29 protein-coding genes are annotated in these 15943 nt (G+C 65.1%); 11 read left to right on the forward strand and 18 right to left on the reverse strand.

What is annotated here, in order from left to right; translation table 11 throughout:
- Positions 1–10: 10 nt before the first annotated feature.
- The 16 genes from GWK50_RS01910 to GWK50_RS01985 all read right to left on the reverse strand — a co-directional run bounded on the left by GWK50_RS01910 (position 11) and on the right by GWK50_RS01985 (position 9180).
- Positions 11–250 carry a hypothetical protein gene (locus tag GWK50_RS01910; RefSeq protein WP_162015037.1) on the reverse strand — a complete coding sequence of 80 codons (240 nt, stop codon included), beginning with the start codon at positions 248–250 and terminating at the stop codon, positions 11–13.
- Positions 250–735: a hypothetical protein gene (locus GWK50_RS01915; protein ID WP_162015038.1), complete on the reverse strand. Its 486-nt coding sequence runs from the start codon at positions 733–735 to the stop codon at positions 250–252. The genes GWK50_RS01910 and GWK50_RS01915 overlap by 1 nt, the downstream gene beginning before the upstream one ends.
- Positions 732–1412, reverse strand: coding sequence for a phage antirepressor N-terminal domain-containing protein (locus tag GWK50_RS01920; RefSeq protein ID WP_162015039.1), 681 nt, complete (start codon positions 1410–1412; stop codon positions 732–734). The genes GWK50_RS01915 and GWK50_RS01920 overlap by 4 nt, the downstream gene beginning before the upstream one ends.
- Positions 1409–1702, reverse strand: a complete 294-nt coding sequence (locus GWK50_RS01925; protein WP_162015040.1) for a hypothetical protein — start codon at positions 1700–1702, stop codon at positions 1409–1411. The genes GWK50_RS01920 and GWK50_RS01925 overlap by 4 nt, the downstream gene beginning before the upstream one ends.
- 287 nt (positions 1703–1989) lie before the next feature.
- Complete coding sequence (locus tag GWK50_RS01930; protein ID WP_162015041.1) at positions 1990–2607, reverse strand: DUF3164 family protein; 618 nt, start codon at positions 2605–2607, stop codon at positions 1990–1992.
- 32 nt (positions 2608–2639) lie between these two features.
- On the reverse strand, positions 2640–3035 hold the full coding sequence (locus GWK50_RS01935) for a hypothetical protein (protein WP_162015042.1): 396 nt from the start codon (positions 3033–3035) through the stop codon (positions 2640–2642).
- On the reverse strand, positions 3032–3625 hold the full coding sequence (locus tag GWK50_RS01940; protein WP_162015043.1) for a hypothetical protein: 594 nt from the start codon (positions 3623–3625) through the stop codon (positions 3032–3034). The genes GWK50_RS01935 and GWK50_RS01940 overlap by 4 nt, the downstream gene beginning before the upstream one ends.
- Positions 3622–3921, reverse strand: a complete 300-nt coding sequence (locus GWK50_RS01945; RefSeq protein ID WP_162015044.1) for a hypothetical protein — start codon at positions 3919–3921, stop codon at positions 3622–3624. The genes GWK50_RS01940 and GWK50_RS01945 overlap by 4 nt, the downstream gene beginning before the upstream one ends.
- Positions 3918–4076, reverse strand: a complete 159-nt coding sequence (locus tag GWK50_RS01950; RefSeq protein ID WP_162015045.1) for a hypothetical protein — start codon at positions 4074–4076, stop codon at positions 3918–3920. Before GWK50_RS01950 ends, GWK50_RS01945 begins: the two co-directional genes overlap by 4 nt.
- 3 nt (positions 4077–4079) lie before the next feature.
- Entirely contained in the window at positions 4080–4973 is an 894-nt protein-coding gene (locus GWK50_RS01955) for an AAA family ATPase (RefSeq protein WP_242455260.1), read from the reverse strand.
- A 107-nt stretch (positions 4974–5080) separates the two neighbouring features.
- Positions 5081–6853, reverse strand: coding sequence for a DDE-type integrase/transposase/recombinase (locus GWK50_RS01960; RefSeq protein ID WP_162015047.1), 1773 nt, complete (start codon positions 6851–6853; stop codon positions 5081–5083).
- A gap of 9 nt (positions 6854–6862) precedes the next feature.
- Complete coding sequence (locus GWK50_RS01965) at positions 6863–7198, reverse strand: hypothetical protein (protein ID WP_162015048.1); 336 nt, start codon at positions 7196–7198, stop codon at positions 6863–6865.
- A 9-nt stretch (positions 7199–7207) separates the two neighbouring features.
- Positions 7208–8107, reverse strand: a complete 900-nt coding sequence (locus GWK50_RS01970; RefSeq protein WP_162015049.1) for a hypothetical protein — start codon at positions 8105–8107, stop codon at positions 7208–7210.
- Positions 8108–8125: 18 nt separating this feature from the next.
- Positions 8126–8440 (reverse strand): transcriptional regulator, encoded by a 315-nt coding sequence (locus GWK50_RS01975; RefSeq protein WP_162015050.1) that lies wholly within the window; start codon positions 8438–8440, stop codon positions 8126–8128.
- Positions 8437–8715, reverse strand: a complete 279-nt coding sequence (locus GWK50_RS01980; protein WP_162015051.1) for a hypothetical protein — start codon at positions 8713–8715, stop codon at positions 8437–8439. The genes GWK50_RS01975 and GWK50_RS01980 overlap by 4 nt, the downstream gene beginning before the upstream one ends.
- 3 nt (positions 8716–8718) lie before the next feature.
- Positions 8719–9180 (reverse strand): hypothetical protein, encoded by a 462-nt coding sequence (locus tag GWK50_RS01985; protein WP_162015052.1) that lies wholly within the window; start codon positions 9178–9180, stop codon positions 8719–8721.
- A gap of 114 nt (positions 9181–9294) precedes the next feature.
- On the opposite strand from GWK50_RS01985, the gene GWK50_RS01990 reads away from it, so the two are divergent.
- Entirely contained in the window at positions 9295–9573 is a 279-nt protein-coding gene (locus GWK50_RS01990; RefSeq protein WP_162015053.1) for a hypothetical protein, read from the forward strand.
- Positions 9574–9750: 177 nt separating this feature from the next.
- Here the strand turns inward: GWK50_RS01990 and GWK50_RS01995 are convergent, their stop codons facing one another.
- Entirely contained in the window at positions 9751–10014 is a 264-nt protein-coding gene (locus GWK50_RS01995) for a helix-turn-helix domain-containing protein (protein WP_162015054.1), read from the reverse strand.
- 467 nt (positions 10015–10481) lie between these two features.
- Positions 10482–10679, reverse strand: coding sequence for a hypothetical protein (locus GWK50_RS02000; RefSeq protein ID WP_162015055.1), 198 nt, complete (start codon positions 10677–10679; stop codon positions 10482–10484).
- A 120-nt stretch (positions 10680–10799) separates the two neighbouring features.
- Between GWK50_RS02000 and GWK50_RS02005 the strand changes: the two genes are divergently transcribed.
- From GWK50_RS02005 to GWK50_RS02050, 10 genes are all read left to right on the forward strand, one after another.
- Entirely contained in the window at positions 10800–11171 is a 372-nt protein-coding gene (locus GWK50_RS02005) for a helix-turn-helix transcriptional regulator (RefSeq protein ID WP_162015056.1), read from the forward strand.
- Positions 11172–11213: 42 nt separating this feature from the next.
- On the forward strand, positions 11214–12272 hold the full coding sequence (locus tag GWK50_RS02010; RefSeq protein ID WP_162015057.1) for a hypothetical protein: 1059 nt from the start codon (positions 11214–11216) through the stop codon (positions 12270–12272).
- Positions 12269–12811: a hypothetical protein gene (locus GWK50_RS02015; RefSeq protein ID WP_162015058.1), complete on the forward strand. Its 543-nt coding sequence runs from the start codon at positions 12269–12271 to the stop codon at positions 12809–12811. Before GWK50_RS02010 ends, GWK50_RS02015 begins: the two co-directional genes overlap by 4 nt.
- A 129-nt stretch (positions 12812–12940) precedes the next feature.
- Positions 12941–13309, forward strand: a complete 369-nt coding sequence (locus tag GWK50_RS02020; protein WP_162015059.1) for a putative holin — start codon at positions 12941–12943, stop codon at positions 13307–13309.
- Positions 13309–13932 carry a transglycosylase SLT domain-containing protein gene (locus GWK50_RS02025; RefSeq protein ID WP_162015060.1) on the forward strand — a complete coding sequence of 208 codons (624 nt, stop codon included), beginning with the start codon at positions 13309–13311 and terminating at the stop codon, positions 13930–13932. Before GWK50_RS02020 ends, GWK50_RS02025 begins: the two co-directional genes overlap by 1 nt.
- Positions 13932–14444 (forward strand): hypothetical protein, encoded by a 513-nt coding sequence (locus GWK50_RS02030; protein WP_162015061.1) that lies wholly within the window; start codon positions 13932–13934, stop codon positions 14442–14444. Before GWK50_RS02025 ends, GWK50_RS02030 begins: the two co-directional genes overlap by 1 nt.
- Complete coding sequence (locus GWK50_RS02035; RefSeq protein ID WP_162015062.1) at positions 14437–14673, forward strand: TraR/DksA C4-type zinc finger protein; 237 nt, start codon at positions 14437–14439, stop codon at positions 14671–14673. Before GWK50_RS02030 ends, GWK50_RS02035 begins: the two co-directional genes overlap by 8 nt.
- A complete protein-coding gene (locus tag GWK50_RS02040) occupies positions 14670–15017 on the forward strand; it encodes a hypothetical protein (protein WP_162015063.1) in 348 nt (115 codons plus the stop codon). Before GWK50_RS02035 ends, GWK50_RS02040 begins: the two co-directional genes overlap by 4 nt.
- A complete protein-coding gene (locus GWK50_RS02045) occupies positions 15010–15351 on the forward strand; it encodes a hypothetical protein (protein ID WP_242455261.1) in 342 nt (113 codons plus the stop codon). Before GWK50_RS02040 ends, GWK50_RS02045 begins: the two co-directional genes overlap by 8 nt.
- A 3-nt stretch (positions 15352–15354) precedes the next feature.
- Positions 15355–15942 (forward strand): DUF3486 family protein, encoded by a 588-nt coding sequence (locus GWK50_RS02050; protein WP_162015064.1) that lies wholly within the window; start codon positions 15355–15357, stop codon positions 15940–15942.
- Position 15943: the final 1 nt, after the last annotated feature.

Here is a 15943-nt window from a genome sequence, read left to right on the forward strand (position 1 = left end):
CAAATTCCTTTCAGGCAAACAGGGGCGCAAGCCACCAGTTCCACAGCCCGACGATGCTGGTGACCAGGAACACGCACTGCTGCGCAAACAGGCGCCAGTGGCCGTGCCCGGCGCTGAACACCAGCCAGCCCACATTGCTGACCAGGAACGCGGCGAAACCCAGGCCCGGATGCACAGCACTGGCCAGCAGCGCCGCGCCCAGCATGCCGAATACGGCGGCGGTGGTTTCGATGGCGAGGGCGGCGCGCATCAGGCGGCGCCCCCTGGCTGAATCGAAACGGCCACCGGTCCGTCGGCCAGCCGCACCAGCAGCACGCCAGCGGCGCTCAGCGCCACCAGCACCTGGGCGCGCTGGGGCACCAGCGACGCGGGAAGGCACCAGCGCACCCCCGCCAGCACCACCACGCCGCCCCGGCCCACACGGCGCAGCTGCCACGGGGTGGCGGGCACATGGGGCTTGTGGGCCTCCCAGCGCGCCAGCAGCGCGGGCGAAATGCGCAGACAATCGCCCCGGCGCAATTGCCGGATGCGGCCGCCGTCCACCCCCAAAACACGGGCGGCCTCTTGGGTGCCTGTGGCGGCCACCCACGCCAGCAAATCAGAAGGCGCAGCCACAGCGCGCTGTGCGGGGCGCAGGGGCGGCTCACCCACCACACCCAAGCCCACCCCCCTCCTTGACGCCGAACCAACCGGAACGGCGCGGAGCGGTGGGTTACACGGGATTTGCGGGGTCATTGCTCGACCTCCAGGAACAGCGAAAGCTGCCCCGCCGGTTTGCCCCACTGCGCCGCCACAGGTTTTTGCACTGCCCAGCGCGCGGCGGTGGCGGGCTTAAGCCGCGCCATGTACACCTGCACCGGGTTGGTGTAGCCCACGTCCATCTGGCGGCGCAGGGCGCGGCCCACGCTGCCAGGGCTGCGCGGGCGGCCATCGGGGTAAGGCACCAGCGGGGCAATGTGCAGGTTCAGCAGGCCCGCCAGCGCATGGGCCTTGATGGGTGCCCAGTGCGGGTGCCTGGCGTCCCAATACTTCTGGCTCTGGACCATGGGCGCGGCCTGCTGGCCGTGCCAGTGCTCGTACAGCACGCGGTAGCACTCACGCTTGTAGTGCAGTATGGATTCGCGCAGTTCGGGGTGAACCTTGTTGACCGACACGCCGAACAGCCATCCGTTCAGGAAGTCGATGGGCAGGGCCAGCATTTCGTAGCGCTTGCCGTCCGCCGAGGCAAATTCAGTTGTTTCCATAATGGACACAACTGAAAGCACCTCGTCGCGGTGCAGCCGCTTGTACTGCGCCTCCCATTGCAGCCCCAATGCCTCCACGATCGGGCGCATCACCACGTAATACACCCCGTCCTTCTCAAAGGTATGCAGCGGGTGGCCGTGAAAGTCCAAAGTAGTGATCGCGCTCATTGCCCGCCCTCCCGCGCAGCCAGCAATGCCGCCTCAGCCTGCCCACGGGCGGCCACAAGGCACTGGCGCATATCGACATTGAGAATGGTCAGCAGCCAGCCCAGGCCCACACGGTTGACGTGATCCAGGTCTTCGGTGCCGCCCGCTTTCTGGGGGCTGACAAGCGCCTCGACGGCTTCGAGCGCCTGCAAGCGGCATTCGATGTCGCCCAGCGCGTCGATGACGCGGCCTGCGGCCAGTTGATGAATGGTGGGGGTGCCGCGTGCATGCGGCGGCGTGAGGTGTGCCATGAATGGCCTCCAGGGACTGCGGTTTGCAACAACCGCCGACCCCACTGCAAATTGGAGGCGGCGGCTCGAACGGGTTTGCAGACCGGGCAGCCCCTGCGGGAACCGGCAGGCCCTTGCGGGCCTCCCATCCGAGCCGCCAAAACTGGAGGCACAGACAAAGAAGCCGCAGGTCTCTGCGGAGAGATGCCCACGGCTTTCGTCGTGGGGCTGCGACGGGCTGCAAATCCCGGCTGCGCTTTTTTTGCGCAGCGGGCGCACTGTACCCGAATTGGAACCCCGCATCAATTTCATACCGCCGCCACATCCAGGCTGATGGCCCGGTACTCACCCGTATCGTCACGCTCGTAGAAGCGCACATAGGGCGTGGTGCTGGCCGTCTTGGTGCTGTCGGCAATGGCCTGCATGGCTTGCTTCCAGGCTTCGTCCTGAATATCCAAGGAGCGCAGGCCCAGCACGCGGCCGGTGTTGATCTTGCCCTCCTTGTCGGTCTGGAAGGCGTGGTTCACCAGCGCACGGATGTTGTCGTTTGCATCCTTGCTCCAGGCCTGCACGCATTCGTCGATGAGGGCCTTTGCGGCCAGGAGCTGCTCGCCAAAGACCAGGCGGTCTTGCATCTGGCGCACCAGCTTGTATTTGCCGTCGAAGCTGGTGAGCGTGACGTTGCCCTTTTCGCCGCCGGTCTTGACGCCGTACTGCTCCATGCTGGTGGCCACCAGCGCGGCCACTTCCTGCATGGCCTTGGCCTTGAACTCGGCCAGGCCGTCACGGCGCTGCTTGGCCATGTGGCACAGGTCGGTCACCACCTGGTGGCGCAGCTTGTCGATGTCTTTGACCTTGGACTCGGGGATGAGGTTGCCGCTGGCGTCTTGCCAGTAGCCGGGGGGGATGGTGCTTGGGGTTGCCATGGGAAGGCTCCTTTGAGTGAATGTGTGTGCGGTCAGCACCGAAAGCCACGGCTTGCGTAGCGCTGGAAGTCCAGCGCGCCAGGGCGGGCGGGCGTCATGGGCGGGGGCACGTAGGTGCCTTGCATCACGTTGATGCGCCGGGGCGGCACCAGTACGGGCGGGGCGCTGGGGACGCTGGGGGCGGCCTGGGGCAGCGTGGGCAGGGCTGTGCGCGCACGGGGCGCCACAAGCCACAGCATGGCGCCACGGGCGTCCCAGGCAATGTCGAGCCAGTTGCCGTCCACCAGGTTGGACAGGCGCTTGCGCAGCTTGCTGCGGCCTTCATCGGCAAAGTGCGGCAGCAGCTCGTCCAGCGTGGCCGCGCCATGTTGTTTGAGGTGTGCCACCACGGCGGCGCTTTGTTTGCACAGGGTTGGTTTGCGGCTCATTGCTGGCCTTTCGTTTTGGCGATGTGCTCGCGCATGGCGCGCACGGTGGGGGATGTGCCCGGCTGCGCCGCTGCAGGCGCGGGCCGGGTGGCGGCTGCAGGCTGGGCCTGTTGCACCAGCGCGGCCACGCTGGCCGGGCCGTTGGTGGTGGCGGCGCGGGGGCCGGTGCGCAACTGCTGCTCGCGCTGCTGCTCTGCGCTGGCCTCGTGCTTGTCGGCCATGCCCGCAAGGATGGCGAACAGGTAGCCGTGGCCCTTCATGGGCAGCTCCAGGCGCTGTGCATCACGGGCGGCCAGCATCTGATCGATGGCCTGCGCCCAGGCGGCCAGGGGCGCCTCCCAGTCGCGGCCCTTGTGGGTGATGGCCTGGCGCTCCAGGTCTGGCAGCAGTTGCAGGATCAGCTTGATCTTCTTGGCAGAAGTCAGCCGCTGCTTCGGGGGCGTGAACAGCGCCAGGTACTGCAGCACCCTGGCGCCCAGCGGGATGCTCACGCTGGCCAGGCGCGCCAGGGCGCGCTGGTCCTGCTCGTGGGCAAACAGCACGGCCAAGTCCAGCTCGGTGCCGCAGGTGGGGCAAGAGAGGTCGCTCACAGAGGCCAGCCTTTCGCGTGCAGCACGCCTGCGGCAAAGCCCAGCAGGCCGGACGCCAGCAGCACTGCCATGGCCCGCAGCACCAGGCGCTGCCAGGGCGCCAGGCGCACGGCCCTGCGGCGCGGACCCTGCTCAATGGCGCCGGGGGCAAAGTAGTAGCCGCCCGCAGCAGGCTTGCCCTGCGCTTTGCTGGTGCTGGGCAGGGTGTCGGTATCGTGCGTGCAGGTGCAGCCTGGGCCGGGGCGGCCCTGGCACACGCCCAGCGCGTCGCAAGTGCGGGGGGTGTGGATGTTCATGCGCCAGCCCTCCGGATGAACATGGCGGCCACGCTGCGCGCCTCGGGGAAGTCGGCCAGGGTTTGCAGCACGGCTTCAAAGCCGTCGGCAAACAGGCCGGTGTAGCGGCCCCTGCTGCCGTCGCCCATGGTGATCTTGATGCGGTAGATGGCCATGGCTCAGCACCCCGCAATGACCTGGGCGTCCACCTTCGGGAAGCCTACGGCGGCAGCGGCATTGAGGGCGCGGCACACCAGGTTGTTGACGACCAGCGGGTAACACACGCTGACGGCGTCGCTGATGCGGCCGCCACGGGGCACGCTGATCAGACGGGCGCGGATGGCGTCTATGGCGTCAGCGTCCAGCACGTCGGCCACGTTGATGCCTGCGCGGTCGAACTTGTGGGTGAGGTAGCCCGAAAGATCGTTGTCCAGCGGCTCCATGACGATTTGCTCGCAGCGCTGCACGATTTCGCGCACCTCGGGGTTGCGCTCGTCCAGCAGGTTGCGCAGTTCTGGCTGGCCGATCAGGGCTACGCCCAGCAGTCGGCGCATGCCGTGCTTCATCTCCATGAAGTTCTTGAGCTGCTTGAGCGTGTCCACCGGCAGGCGGTGGGCTTCTTCAATGAGCAGCAGGTGGGTGTAGCCCGCCGTGAGGCTGCCCGCCAGCAGCGCGTTGATTTGCGCGCTGCGGTCGTCGGGGTTGCTTTTGCGCGGCACACCTGCGCCCAAGGCGCGGAACATGGCAGCCTCAATATGGGTGGGCTGCATGGGGTTGCCCGTGGCCCGCGCCCGTGCCCGTGCGTAGGGCTGGATCAGCACCACCGGCTTGCGCTCTTCGCGGATGCGCTCCTGCAGGTCTTCGCGCAGCGTGGTTTTGCCGCTGCCGCTCTCGCCAATGATGGCCACAAAGCCGTGGCGCTGGGCGCATTCCCACAGCGCTGCGCGCACGTAGCGCCCGCTTTGGCTGGCAAACACGTCGGCGCGGCTTTGTATGTCATCCACAAAGGGGTTGCGCTTGAGCTTGAAGTGCTCGCGCGCTGCGGGGGTCAGGGTTTCGTTTTTGAGTAACATGCTGTCTTCCTCCTGGGTTTCGGTTGCCGGGTTGGCATTGGGGTTCACGGGGGCGGCCTCGGCGTGTTGCAAGCACGCCGGGGCCAACTTGTTTTGAGGGGCGCCGGTCACTGGCCGCCCCCCACTACGCGCAGGCCAGCACGCACCGTCAGGCGGGCGGCCAGGGCGTCGATTTCGGGCTCCGGCACGCCGTCTGGGTGCAGGTTCTTGAGCGTGCCCAACAGCTCAGGCGACATGGCCACGCCCTTGGCCACCAGGGCCTTGGCCGCTTCGAAGTGGGTGAGCAGCTCGGGCGCGGCCTGGGCCACGCGGGTGGTGGTGCTCAGCTCGGTGCCACGGCGTGGCAAGAACGTGGGAAGGGTGGCTTCCACGATGTGTTTTTCGGGGTCAATGCGGCCGCCCAGCGGCAAGGCCTTGGCCTTGCGTTTTGCGGCGGCTTCTTCCAGCGTGGTGGCGCCCATGGCCAGCAGCTCCAGCTCTTTGCGGTGCAGGTCGGCCTGTGTGTCTGCGTGGCGCCGGTAGTCTTCGTCAATGACGTTGCTGTGTTCGCCCAGGCTGAAGCCGTCCTCGCCCTTGGCCACCAGTGGAGCTGTGTGCAGCAGCTCATTGCCTTCGGCGTCCTGGTCCACCACCAGGACGGCGTTGTCCTGGTAGGGGCTGAAGGTGACCATGAGCTTTTCGCCCACCATGACGCGGGGCACGCCGCTTACGTCATACTGCGCGCCCTTGAACTCGACGCGCAGGTGGTCAGACACCTTGCGTGAGATGGGGGTGTGCGTGAGCAGCTCGCGGCACAGCTCTGGCGACGGCGCAATGCGCAGCTGCTCGGGCTGGATGGTCATCCACTGCTCAGCGCGGGTTTTTCTGTGGCGGCTGTGCGCCTGGGTGGCGTTGAACCAGCGCAGCCAGCGGGCCACACGGGCATTGAGGTCGGCCAGGCTTTGCACGGGCTTGAGGCGCAGGCCGCTTTCAAACTCGCGCTCCAGGATGTTGCGGGCGTTTTCCACCTGCCCGGTGGCGCGGGCATTCTCCGGGGCATGGGCGATGGGCTTGACCTGCAGGCGCCGCAGCAGGTTCTTGAACATGCCACTGGTGTTGGCGCTGCCCATGTCCATCATCAAAATGAAGGGCACGCCGTAGAACGGGTCTTCGCCCCGTTGCTGAATGGCAGCAATGAAGCTCTCGGCAATGTTGGCCGCGCTCTCGCCGTCGAACACATAGCAGGCAAACAGGGAGCCGCTGTTGTGGTCGGTGACCTCGTAGCTCCACACCCGGCGGTCTTCAATGCGCTTGAGGTTCTTGGGCTTGTTCTTGTTGAACTTTTTGGCCTCCATCACCTGTAGGCCCATCTCCTGCGGGTTGGTGGTTTCCAGGTAGTACAGCACGCACAGGCTGGCGTCGATCTGCCAGACGTGGTTGGGGTGCAAGCTGCGCAGCTCGCGGGCGGGGGCAGGCTGGAGCATCTGGTCGGGGTGCAGGCCATACACACGCATGGCACGGGCAATGGCGCTGGTGGACAGGGGCTTGCATTCACCGGTTTCAGGGTCGATGCGCTCGGCCCGGATGGCGCCGTTGGCGCGCAACGCATCCACGGCGTGGCCGATGGTGTACAGGCGCTTGTTGTTTTTGCGCATGCTCTCCATCACCATCACGGCGATGAGCTTGGCTTCGTCCCGTGTAAGGGCAACCTCCCCGGCGTCGCTGCGCTTGCGGCGCTGCGGGCGCACGGTGGCAATTTGCAACTTCCGGTACACGGTGGCGCGTGACTTGCCCGTGGCGGAGCACAGCTGGGCCACCAGCGCGCCTTTTTGGCCGTGCTTGGCCTCGGGCACGCGGGCTTGCACCAGCGCTTCGTTGATGGCAGGGGTTGCGGGGGCCATGGCGCAGCCTTACCCCTGCCGGGCGGCCATGGCCGCATAAACGTAGCGTTCGCCCAGATGTTCATTGAGCGGCGCACACAGTTCGTCCATCACGCCTTTGGCAATAGCGCCGCCGTCGGCATGTGCCGCCAGGAGGGGCAACAGTTCGGTCAGCGCTGCATCGGCTCCTACCGCCCATGTGGCAACAAGTTCACAGGCATTGCGAAGGTGTGCCATGCGGCAGTCGAACGCCGCGCAGTCCTCTTGTGGGCTGGTTGCTGCAACCCTGTCGATCTGGGTGCGCACCAGCAAAAGCAGCGTTTCGAGTTGCGTTACCAAATGGCCGGAGTGGTCGTGCAAGTTCATGGCCAGTCCTTATTCCTTGTCCCACTCGGCCATATCTGCGGCGAGCTTCTGGTCAGCCGCGTTGCTGACGTCGGGCAGATTGAACTCTTGTCGCAGGGCGTTGAGCTGCGCCTGCACCTGGCCTACCAGGCCAGACATGTACACGTTGTGCAGGCCGCGCTCTTCACCGTGGTTGTTGAGGGCGATGAGCGCCTGGCGCAGGCCGCCCATAATGGCGCCCTCGGCATCGGCGGCGATGCTGGCCGCCTCCTTCTTCAGCTTGGCCAGGGCCTCATTGGGGGGCAGGCGCTTGACCAGGCGCGCCTCTTCGTGCAGCTCGGTATTGACTGCCGTGAGGCGCTCCACCTGGTTTTTTTGCTTGGCGGCCTCGGCGCGCTCTTTGCGCACGGCGGCGCGCAGTTCCTTGACGGACATGCGGGTCACGTCGTCCAGCGACAGCTCGCCCGTCTGGCCTTCTTCCACCAGATCGTCCACCTGGTCATCGTCCAGGGGCAAAAGTTCGGCCATTTTGCTGAAGCCCAGCTTTTCCAAATGCGACGACGTCGTCGCATTTGAGAACCGCTGGCACATGGCCATGTAGCGCTGAGCAGACCTGGGGGCGATGGCCAACCGATCCAGTGCGGCCAGGAATTCGCCGTGCCCGGCGCGCTCTTTGAGCAGCAGCAGGTAAGCGCCCAGCTCAAAGATGGCCATGCCAATGCGCTTGAGCGCGTCGCGCGCCGAGTTCTCCAGCACGGCCGGGTCGGTGCTGCCCTGGTAGTTGAGTTGCACGGCCAGCGCGCTGACGCGCTCGTTTTGCTCCAGTGTGGCCACAGCCAGCTGGTTGGCGGCGGCAATTTCGCTGCGCGCGGCTTCTTCGATGAAAGGGGCTTCTTTGCTTGCGGGGGCCGGGGTAGGGTTGCGTGCCATGGTTTGCATTTGGTTGGGTTACAGGGGAACGGAATAGCGGGCGCTGATGTCATCGAGCTGGCGCTTGGCGGCATTGAGGTTGGTGGCCACCGTGGTGGCAATGCGCACCAGGGGCACGCCCAGGCGCCAGCGGTTGGTGCCCTCCACGCGCTCGACAAAGCCGGTTTCGGCCTCCAGCGCGGGCAGGTTCTGGCTCACCCAGCTGGGCGGCACGCCCAGGCCCTTGGCAATCTCGCCCGGCGCCAGGCCCAGCACCTCATGGCCCGCCAGCAGGCGCAGCAGGTCGCAGGTTTTGCGGATGGGCGCGGCCAGGGTGTAGGTTTTCTCGGTCATGCCTGCTCCCCCCAGCCAGGTTGGCCTGGCAGTTGGCCGCGCTCGGCGCGCCACTTCCATTCGGCTGCGCCCACCAGGTTGCCGCTGCCCCAGGCGTCGTCTTGCGCGGTGCCGCTGGCGTAGGGGCTGGCCGCGGGCGCCAGCCCGGCGGCCAGGCGCAGGCCACGCAGGGCACCGGCTTTCCATTCGGGGCTGCGCTGGCAATGGGCAAATTCGCGCTCGTACACCTGCTGCGCCGTGCGCAGGCTGCACAGCTGTTTGTCTGGTGTGGGCATGGCTCAAAACTCCAATTCGGGTTGGGAATGCTTTTCAACGTTGCCGCGATGCCAGGCCAGGGCTTCCATGGCTTGTTGCACTGCGCCCAAGGTGGCGTCGGCGTCGGCCTGGCCTGCGTAGAAGCGCAAAAGCGCGCCGGTGGTTTCGGCCAGCACTTGCTGCAGTTCGGCCATCTCCATGGGGTTGGGCTTGCGGCCGGTGGGCACCGGCACAAACAGGCCCCCGGCCTGCGCGGCCAGGTAGCGAATGACGGCGCGGCCGTTGGTGTTGTGAAACCACGCAGCCAGCCGGTTGGCGGGCAGGTCGGCGTCTTCCATCCACTTGTACAGGCGCGAGGCCGACACGGCGTGAAGCTCGGCATGCCGCTCCACCGAGAGGCCGCGGGTGCGCAGGCCCTGCTCTTTGTCGGCCTCGAAGGCAGCTTTCAGGCTGCTGGGCACGCGCTTGCAATGGCTGCGGCTCATTGGAATGCCCTCCGGCAGGGGGCTTCCAAACAAATACTGCGTTTGCATGGGGCGCAAACGTGTTGCATGGTGCAAAGTACGGCCATCACTTCACCCCCTGAGAGGAGACGGGCCATGAACCCAAGCGACGACGAGATGAAAGCGATGCGCCAGCAATTCGCAGCGCAGCAGCTTGAAGGGCACGGCACGCAGCTTGCCGTGCTCGAGCAGATGTGGCTGGAGCTGGCGCGCGCGCTGGCTGCGCAAGGCGTGCTGAACGCCGAGGCGTTGGCGCAGCGGCTGGAAGCGCATGCCCTGCGCTCGCAGCGTTGGGATGGCTGGTTTTTTGGGCTAACCGAGGCTGCGCGGATGTTGCGCCAGCCTTCAGGTGATCCAGATAGCCTGGTTCAGTGAGGGCGCGGCGGCGCATGTCGGCTGCGATGGCGCGCGCCATGGCGGGCGAGCGGTCGCCCGGCAGGTAGCTGCCCCAGGCGTCGCGCTGGGCCTCGGGGGTGAGGCGGTGCACGTTGTTGGCCGCACTGCCCTGGACAGGCGGGTTGGCCGGGCAACCCATGGAGCTGTGGGTGGTGCTCATGCTGCTGCCCCTGCACCAGCAGCCTGCACGGCGCGCTGCGCCGGAAAGGGCTGGCGCTTGGCCACGGCCTGGCCGCGTTTCAAGCCCAGGTACACGGCAATGTTGTGGCTGGCGCCGCGCTTGCAGGGCTTGGTGCCGCGCAGGATGGCATCGACCAGGCTGGACGAGACGCCGAACTGGCGCGCCAGCTCGGCCTGCGAGAGGCCCTGCTCGTCCATCCACTGGCGGGCCTGCGCTTGGGTGCGAAGGGGTGTAGTCATGGCTTTTTGGTGGTGGTTGGTTGCGTGTCGGTGGTAAATTGCTGGGTCAATGCGGAGGGCTTATGGAGCAAGAGCAGGCAAACCCATTCATTCACGACCAGGAGCTGATGAAGCGACTGGAGGCTGCCGGACATAAAGCTGTCTCGACCCTAGGGCAGTGGCGAGCCCTGGACGGTCTTGCGTGGGATGCGCTGGGTGAATCTCTAGTAGTGCGGTTTCACGCTGGCCCTCCGGATCGGCCGGCCATCCGGGTGAATTGGGAGATACCGCACGCACTAGCCAAAGACCTGCTAGTTCAGCTTGCCCAAGCTGTCGCGGAAAGAGACTGCGCAGCACCCACCAGGCAATAAAGCGGCGCACCACAGCCCAGGAGCCTTCAGGGCGGGCGGGGTGACTAGGGAGGTTGTTGATCATGGCGTCCTCTTGCGTCTGTATGGGTTGCGGTTGTTGCGGTTTCGCTGCTGGGTTTAAGCACGGCAGCCGTGCATGACGACCAGGGCTGCCAGTTGCTCCAGGAGCTGGCACATCAGCGGCGTTGGCTTTTTGCCCGCGCCCACGAAGGCGGTGACCTGGGCGTAGTGCTGGGCATAGGCAGGCGCGGCGTGGTAGGCCGCCAGCAGGTCGCGTTCGTCTTGGGTGAGTGATCGGTGGGCGGTGGCGGGCATGGCGTCCTCTTGCGTCTGTATGGGTTGCGGTTGTTGCGGTTTCGCTGCTGGGTTTCTGGCGGTTGGTGTGTGGATTATGGTGCAACTTCTTTCACCTTGCAATAGGTGTTGGTGAAAAACATGGATATTTCGACGCGACTGCAAGAAGAGCGCAAACGGTTGGGCCTGACACAGGAAGCTGTGGCGGCGCAGCTCGGCGCCACGAAGCGGTCGGTGATCAACTGGGAAGGTGGCGCTGCGCTGCCTGGCGCAGAGGTGCTGGCGCGGTATGCAGCTGCGGGCGCAGACGTGCTCTACATCCTCACCGGCCAGCGCCAGGGCGGCGCGTCAGCCCCACCCCCGCCGCGCGCTGTGAGCGAGGGCGATCGCATCCTGCTGGACAACTTCCACGCCGCACCAGCGCAGGTGCAGGCCGGCGTCAAGACGGCGCTTGGCGCTTTCGCGCCTGGGGCTGGCAGCGCCCGGCGCGGCAAGCAGGACAAGGCCGCGTGATGCGGGCAATGACGATCACGCTGAATAAGGGAGAGGACGTAAATGCCAGAAAACGTTGAAAGTGGGGACCTGCCTTCAGAACCTGCTGTGCCTCGGTTGATTGTTCGGTCTGAAGAGGATGCATTCACCCTTCTGCAGCAAGCACTGACCAGCGAGCTTGAAGAACAGCCCTATGTGCTTGAGTTTGAAAACTGGCCGATCCTGAAGCTTCGCTTTGTCGGAGAGGGGTACGACAGTACGATCACCCCTCACATTGCGGAGGCACTGGTCGAGTTACAGCATGCGATGAATCGTAGCTATGCTCGGTTGGTTCGCCATTCAGGCAGTGCCAACGTTCTTACCAAAGAAGAGCGCAAGGCCATCGAGTTCAAGGCCAAGGTCGATGAAGGCAGTTCCCTTATCACCGTTGACCTGGGAGAATACGCGGAGACGTTGACCACAGCGTTGGTAGGAAAAATGAGCGGAACAGAGCTTGTCATCACGATTTTGGGAGTCGCCATTTCCGGCGGTGCCTTGCTCGCCTACAAGGCGTTTTTGGCTGCGCGCTCAGAAGACAAGAAGGTTGATCAGGCGACGAAGCAAACGGTGCAGTTGTCAGAGCAGGAAACCAAGCGCCTAGAGATCTTCGCCAACGCGCTGACATCGAACCCGGCGCTGAAGTCTTCTCATGAGGACTTTGACAACGTCCGACATGACATTCTGAAAAGCGTCGGTGACGCTGATCAACTCGACATACAAGGCATTCCGCTTAGCCAGGATCAGGCACGAAAGATTGCATCTACGCCTCGCACAAAAGCAGAAGAGGTGCAGCTCAACGGCATCTATCGAATCGTCAAGTTGGACTGGTCTAGAGAAGATGAAGTGCGCATCTCGCTCTACGGAACAGGATCAACCAAACAGGAATTCATCGCTTCGATGCGCGCGCACAACCTGACGCCGCAGAACATTGAGAAGCTCAAGGCTTGCGAGTGGGAGCGTAGGCCTGTTCACCTCTCGATCAACGCCACTGTACTTCGAGGGGACGTCACTACTGCAACGATTGTTGGCGTGGAATGGCCCAGCGATGGAGAAACAAGCGCGGCCAGCGCTGAGCTTCCATGAAGTGGCTGTTTTTTCTGTGTGCCGCGTTGTTTGCGGCTTCACCTGCATGGGCAGTTAATAAGTGCACTTTGCCGAGCGGCGAAGTGGTGTACCAGGATGCGATGTGCGCGGCCAGCAGCAGCAATACCCAGCGTGTGCAACTGTGGACGAACAGCGGCTACCAAGGCAGTGGGCGGGCCCCTGACAAGAACATTCAGCCCAACAAAAAGCTCGAAGGCCCAGAGCAGGCGGCACCGCTTTTGGATTTGTACCGTCGCTGGATTGATGCCGAGCGCCTGGCCATGGCAACCAGCCGTATCGCGCTGGCTGGTCCGGCCTCTGCGTTGCAGGGGTTGCAGCGCGAGGCGCAAGCGCTCAAGTCACCCGCGTGCCTACAAATGGCGCAGTTGTCGCTTCAAACGCTTATAGGGAAAAGCGCCGAGTCCATCCTGCAGTTCATGGGCAAGGAAGAGGTCACCGGCATGCTGTATCAGCTTGTCGAGAGGCCAAAGCTGATTCCGCAGTTTGAGCGCGAGGTGGCGAATGCGGTTTGCGAGTGACAACGGATTCGCTGCAAGAGCAGACAGCGCCATCGATAAGTAAAGCGCTTTACTCAGCGCACAGGCCCCCACCGGCCAACACTCAAGGCTCTCTCTCAAGAGCCTTTTTTGTTGCCTACAGGAGCCTGTATGTCGCTCAAATCCTCCATTCCCCTGTGGCTGCGCGCACCGCGTAGCAGCCTGTTCCTGTTGATCGCAATCACCCTGCTGGCGGTGATTGCAATGGTGTCACCGGCGCAGTTGCCGGTGGTGCTGTACAAGGCTGCGCTGATCTCGCTGGCAGCCGTGCTGGGCTACTGGATTGACCGCTCGCTTTTCCCCTACGCGCGGCCTGACTCCTACCTGTGGCGCGACTGGCGCAAAGGCACTGATGAGCCAGAGGGCGAGGCGGATTTTCCCGTGGCCGATGAGGCCTACATGGCCGCCTTTTGCGCTGCACAGCTGCGGCGCGCTGTGCTGGTGGGCTGTGTGGTGCTGGGCACCGCTGCGGGGCTGTGATGCGCGAGGCCATCAAAGACTTTGCCCTGGCTGTGCTGTTGGTTGCGCTGTGCGCGCTGGCTGCGCTGCTGCCGCCCATGGCCCATGCACAGGTGCCGCAGGCCGCGCAGAAGCACCGCGCGCTGCTGGTGCGCACCGCTCATGCTGCCTGGGGCCTTGATGCGCCCGTGGCTGTGTTCGCGGCCCAGGTGCACCAGGAGAGCGCCTGGCGGCCTGACGCCGTCTCGCATGTAGGCGCCCAGGGTCTGGCGCAGTTCATGCCCGCCACCACACGCTGGATTGCCACGCAGAGCCCCGACCTGGCGGCTCAGCAGCCCTACAACCCAGCCTGGGCGCTGCGCGCCCTGGTCACTTACGACCGCTGGCTGTACGACCGCACGCCAGCCCACTACCTTCCGCGCGACCGCATGTGGGTTGCGCTGCGTGCCTACAACGGCGGGCTTGGCCACTGGCAACGAGAGGCGGCGAGTACCGGGCTCGCGCAGCCGACCCGAGCCCAGGTGGACGCGGCCTGCGGTAAAGCCCGCCGCGCGGCCGTGCATTGCAAAGAGAACCTGGGCTACCCCAACCGCATCCTGGTGGTGATCCAACCGCGCTATCTGCAGTGGGGGCCTGGTTTGTGATGCCCAGCATTCGCACCATCGCCATTGGCCTGACCATTGCGGCGGCCATCGTGGGCGTCAAGCTCTGGCAATCCCACCTGATCAGCCAGGGCGATGCCCAGGGCGCGGCCCGCGTGCAGGCCGCGTGGGACGCCCAGGAGAACGCGCGCAACGCCGCCACGGCGCGCGACAACGCCACCCGTTTCCGCAACCTTGAGAGGACCGCCCATGAAGACGCCAAACGCGAGGCTGCGCGCCGCGTGCGTGCTGCTGCTGCCGCTGATGCTGTGCGCGGCCTGCATGCCGAGATTGCCCGCCAGGGCAGCCGCCCCCATCCCTACCAGGCAGGAGATGCCGGCCTTGCCGCCTGCGCTGGCGAAGCCGCCACCGCCCGAGAGCTACTCGGAGAAAGCGCTGGCGCGTATCAAGAGCTGGCAGGAGCGGCTGACGAGCTCCGCGACCAAGTAGTGGGGCTGCAGGACTTTGCCGCCCGCGTGTGCCGTGCAGGCACGGGGGGAGCCGCTGTTGACTGACGACATCGACCGCGCCCAGGCGCGTGAGGCCGAGATCCTTGCGGACGCGCTGCGCGACCAGGCCCTGCGCGCCGGGCTGGCGGGCAAGACGGTGGCCGATTCGGCGCAGGTCTGCCAAGCACGTGGCTGCGGCCGACCAATCCCCGACACCCGACGCATTGCTGTACCGGGTGTCCAACTGTGTGTGGCGTGCCAGGCGCGTCGTGAAATGAGGAAGGGAGCGCCATGACGCTGCAAATCGATGTTTGGCAATTGCTGGGCTTGTTGATCAGTGGCCTGGGCGCACTGTGGGGCGTGGTCAAGATGGCTGCCGCCCAAGCGCAGCGACATCAAGACGCTGCGCATGCCCAGCTCGTGTCCAGGTTGGAGTCCATCGAACAGGCGAGCCGGGCCGAGGCGGGCAATTGGCAGCGCGTGGAGCGAGAAATCCTGCAGCTCAAGGCCGAGCTGCCATTGAACTATGTGCGCCGTGAGGACTACGTGCAGTCCACGGCAACCATCATGGCGAAGCTGGACGCGATCTCGCTGCGCTTTGAGAACGTGCTTTTGCAGAGGGGAAAGAACCATGAATGAAGACACCCTGCGCCAGCGTATTGAGCTGGAGCGTGCCCAGTCCGCACGAGACCGCAGCGCTTTCATGCGCTGGATCGTGTTGTTGGCGATGAACATCAACCGCCCCACGCATTCCACGCTGCGCTTTTTGTTGCAGGTGGTGCGTGGGGAGTATGCCGACGCCACCGAGCTGCAGTTGCGCCGCGAGCTGGACTACCTGGAGAGCCGCGACCTGGTCAAAGTTTTCACAGACCCGCTGGGCCAGGTCAGTGCCGACCTGACGCGCTTTGGTATTGACATTGTCGAGTACACGGTGGACGTGGAGCCCGGAATTGCCCGCCCACCGAAGGTGTGACCCATGGGCCGCAAGAGCAGCATCGACCGGCTCGACCCGGAGATCAAGGCCTATCTGCTGGCGATGATCGCCACGGGCAGCATGACGCTCAACGAGCTGATCGCCGACCTTCAGGAGCGCTTCCCCGCTGCGGCAGCGTCCGGTGATCTGCCCAGCCGGTCGGCCGTGGGCCGGTACGGCCAAAAGCTGGAGCGGCGCTTGGCTGCCATCCGCGCCAGCACCGAGGCGGCGAAGTTGATCCAGGCGCACGCTGGCGACGACAAGGATGCCCGCAGCGAGGCCCTCACAGCCATGGTGCAGACCGAGCTTTTCGAGGCCATCCTGGAGCTGCAGGAAGCCGACGCCGAAGGCGACGATGCTGCTGACCCTGGTGAGCGCGTAGCACTGCTCAGCAAGGCAGCGAAGAACATCGCCACGCTGACCCGATCGAGCATCAACCTCAAGGAGTTCCAGGCCAAGGTCGAGGAAGCCACGCGCAAGAAGCTGCTGGCCGAACAGGAGGCCAACCTGCAGGAGGTCGCCAAGGCCCAGGGTATGGATGAAGCCCAGGTGGATTTCTGGCGCCGCAAGTTCCTGGGCATCGTGGCCTGAG

It is taken from the genome of Acidovorax sp. 210-6, from assembly GCF_010020825.1.
Taxonomy (GTDB): Bacteria; Pseudomonadota; Gammaproteobacteria; order Burkholderiales; family Burkholderiaceae_C; genus Simplicispira; species Simplicispira sedimenti.

What these genes read in the sequence shown, in the direction of transcription:
- GWK50_RS01910 (WP_162015037.1), bottom strand. Translation starts at nt 250, where the DNA reads ATGCGCGCCGCCCTCGCCATCGAAACCACCGCCGCCGTATTCGGCATG.
- GWK50_RS01915 (WP_162015038.1), bottom strand. Translation starts at nt 735, where the DNA reads ATGACCCCGCAAATCCCGTGTAACCCACCGCTCCGCGCCGTTCCGGTT.
- GWK50_RS01920 (WP_162015039.1), bottom strand. Translation starts at nt 1,412, where the DNA reads ATGAGCGCGATCACTACTTTGGACTTTCACGGCCACCCGCTGCATACC.
- GWK50_RS01925 (WP_162015040.1), bottom strand. Translation starts at nt 1,702, where the DNA reads ATGGCACACCTCACGCCGCCGCATGCACGCGGCACCCCCACCATTCAT.
- GWK50_RS01930 (WP_162015041.1), bottom strand. Translation starts at nt 2,607, where the DNA reads ATGGCAACCCCAAGCACCATCCCCCCCGGCTACTGGCAAGACGCCAGC.
- GWK50_RS01935 (WP_162015042.1), bottom strand. Translation starts at nt 3,035, where the DNA reads ATGAGCCGCAAACCAACCCTGTGCAAACAAAGCGCCGCCGTGGTGGCA.
- GWK50_RS01945 (WP_162015044.1), bottom strand. Translation starts at nt 3,921, where the DNA reads ATGAACATCCACACCCCCCGCACTTGCGACGCGCTGGGCGTGTGCCAG.
- GWK50_RS01950 (WP_162015045.1), bottom strand. Translation starts at nt 4,076, where the DNA reads ATGGCCATCTACCGCATCAAGATCACCATGGGCGACGGCAGCAGGGGC.
- GWK50_RS01955 (WP_242455260.1), bottom strand. Translation starts at nt 4,973, where the DNA reads ATGTTACTCAAAAACGAAACCCTGACCCCCGCAGCGCGCGAGCACTTC.
- GWK50_RS01960 (WP_162015047.1), bottom strand. Translation starts at nt 6,853, where the DNA reads ATGGCCCCCGCAACCCCTGCCATCAACGAAGCGCTGGTGCAAGCCCGC.
- GWK50_RS01965 (WP_162015048.1), bottom strand. Translation starts at nt 7,198, where the DNA reads ATGAACTTGCACGACCACTCCGGCCATTTGGTAACGCAACTCGAAACG.
- GWK50_RS01970 (WP_162015049.1), bottom strand. Translation starts at nt 8,107, where the DNA reads ATGGCACGCAACCCTACCCCGGCCCCCGCAAGCAAAGAAGCCCCTTTC.
- GWK50_RS01975 (WP_162015050.1), bottom strand. Translation starts at nt 8,440, where the DNA reads ATGACCGAGAAAACCTACACCCTGGCCGCGCCCATCCGCAAAACCTGC.
- GWK50_RS01980 (WP_162015051.1), bottom strand. Translation starts at nt 8,715, where the DNA reads ATGCCCACACCAGACAAACAGCTGTGCAGCCTGCGCACGGCGCAGCAG.
- GWK50_RS01985 (WP_162015052.1), bottom strand. Translation starts at nt 9,180, where the DNA reads ATGAGCCGCAGCCATTGCAAGCGCGTGCCCAGCAGCCTGAAAGCTGCC.
- GWK50_RS01990 (WP_162015053.1), top strand. Translation starts at nt 9,295, where the DNA reads ATGAACCCAAGCGACGACGAGATGAAAGCGATGCGCCAGCAATTCGCA.
- GWK50_RS01995 (WP_162015054.1), bottom strand. Translation starts at nt 10,014, where the DNA reads ATGACTACACCCCTTCGCACCCAAGCGCAGGCCCGCCAGTGGATGGAC.
- GWK50_RS02000 (WP_162015055.1), bottom strand. Translation starts at nt 10,679, where the DNA reads ATGCCCGCCACCGCCCACCGATCACTCACCCAAGACGAACGCGACCTG.
- GWK50_RS02005 (WP_162015056.1), top strand. Translation starts at nt 10,800, where the DNA reads ATGGATATTTCGACGCGACTGCAAGAAGAGCGCAAACGGTTGGGCCTG.
- GWK50_RS02010 (WP_162015057.1), top strand. Translation starts at nt 11,214, where the DNA reads ATGCCAGAAAACGTTGAAAGTGGGGACCTGCCTTCAGAACCTGCTGTG.
- GWK50_RS02015 (WP_162015058.1), top strand. Translation starts at nt 12,269, where the DNA reads ATGAAGTGGCTGTTTTTTCTGTGTGCCGCGTTGTTTGCGGCTTCACCT.
- GWK50_RS02020 (WP_162015059.1), top strand. Translation starts at nt 12,941, where the DNA reads ATGTCGCTCAAATCCTCCATTCCCCTGTGGCTGCGCGCACCGCGTAGC.
- GWK50_RS02025 (WP_162015060.1), top strand. Translation starts at nt 13,309, where the DNA reads ATGCGCGAGGCCATCAAAGACTTTGCCCTGGCTGTGCTGTTGGTTGCG.
- GWK50_RS02030 (WP_162015061.1), top strand. Translation starts at nt 13,932, where the DNA reads ATGCCCAGCATTCGCACCATCGCCATTGGCCTGACCATTGCGGCGGCC.
- GWK50_RS02040 (WP_162015063.1), top strand. Translation starts at nt 14,670, where the DNA reads ATGACGCTGCAAATCGATGTTTGGCAATTGCTGGGCTTGTTGATCAGT.
- GWK50_RS02045 (WP_242455261.1), top strand. Translation starts at nt 15,010, where the DNA reads ATGAATGAAGACACCCTGCGCCAGCGTATTGAGCTGGAGCGTGCCCAG.
- GWK50_RS02050 (WP_162015064.1), top strand. Translation starts at nt 15,355, where the DNA reads ATGGGCCGCAAGAGCAGCATCGACCGGCTCGACCCGGAGATCAAGGCC.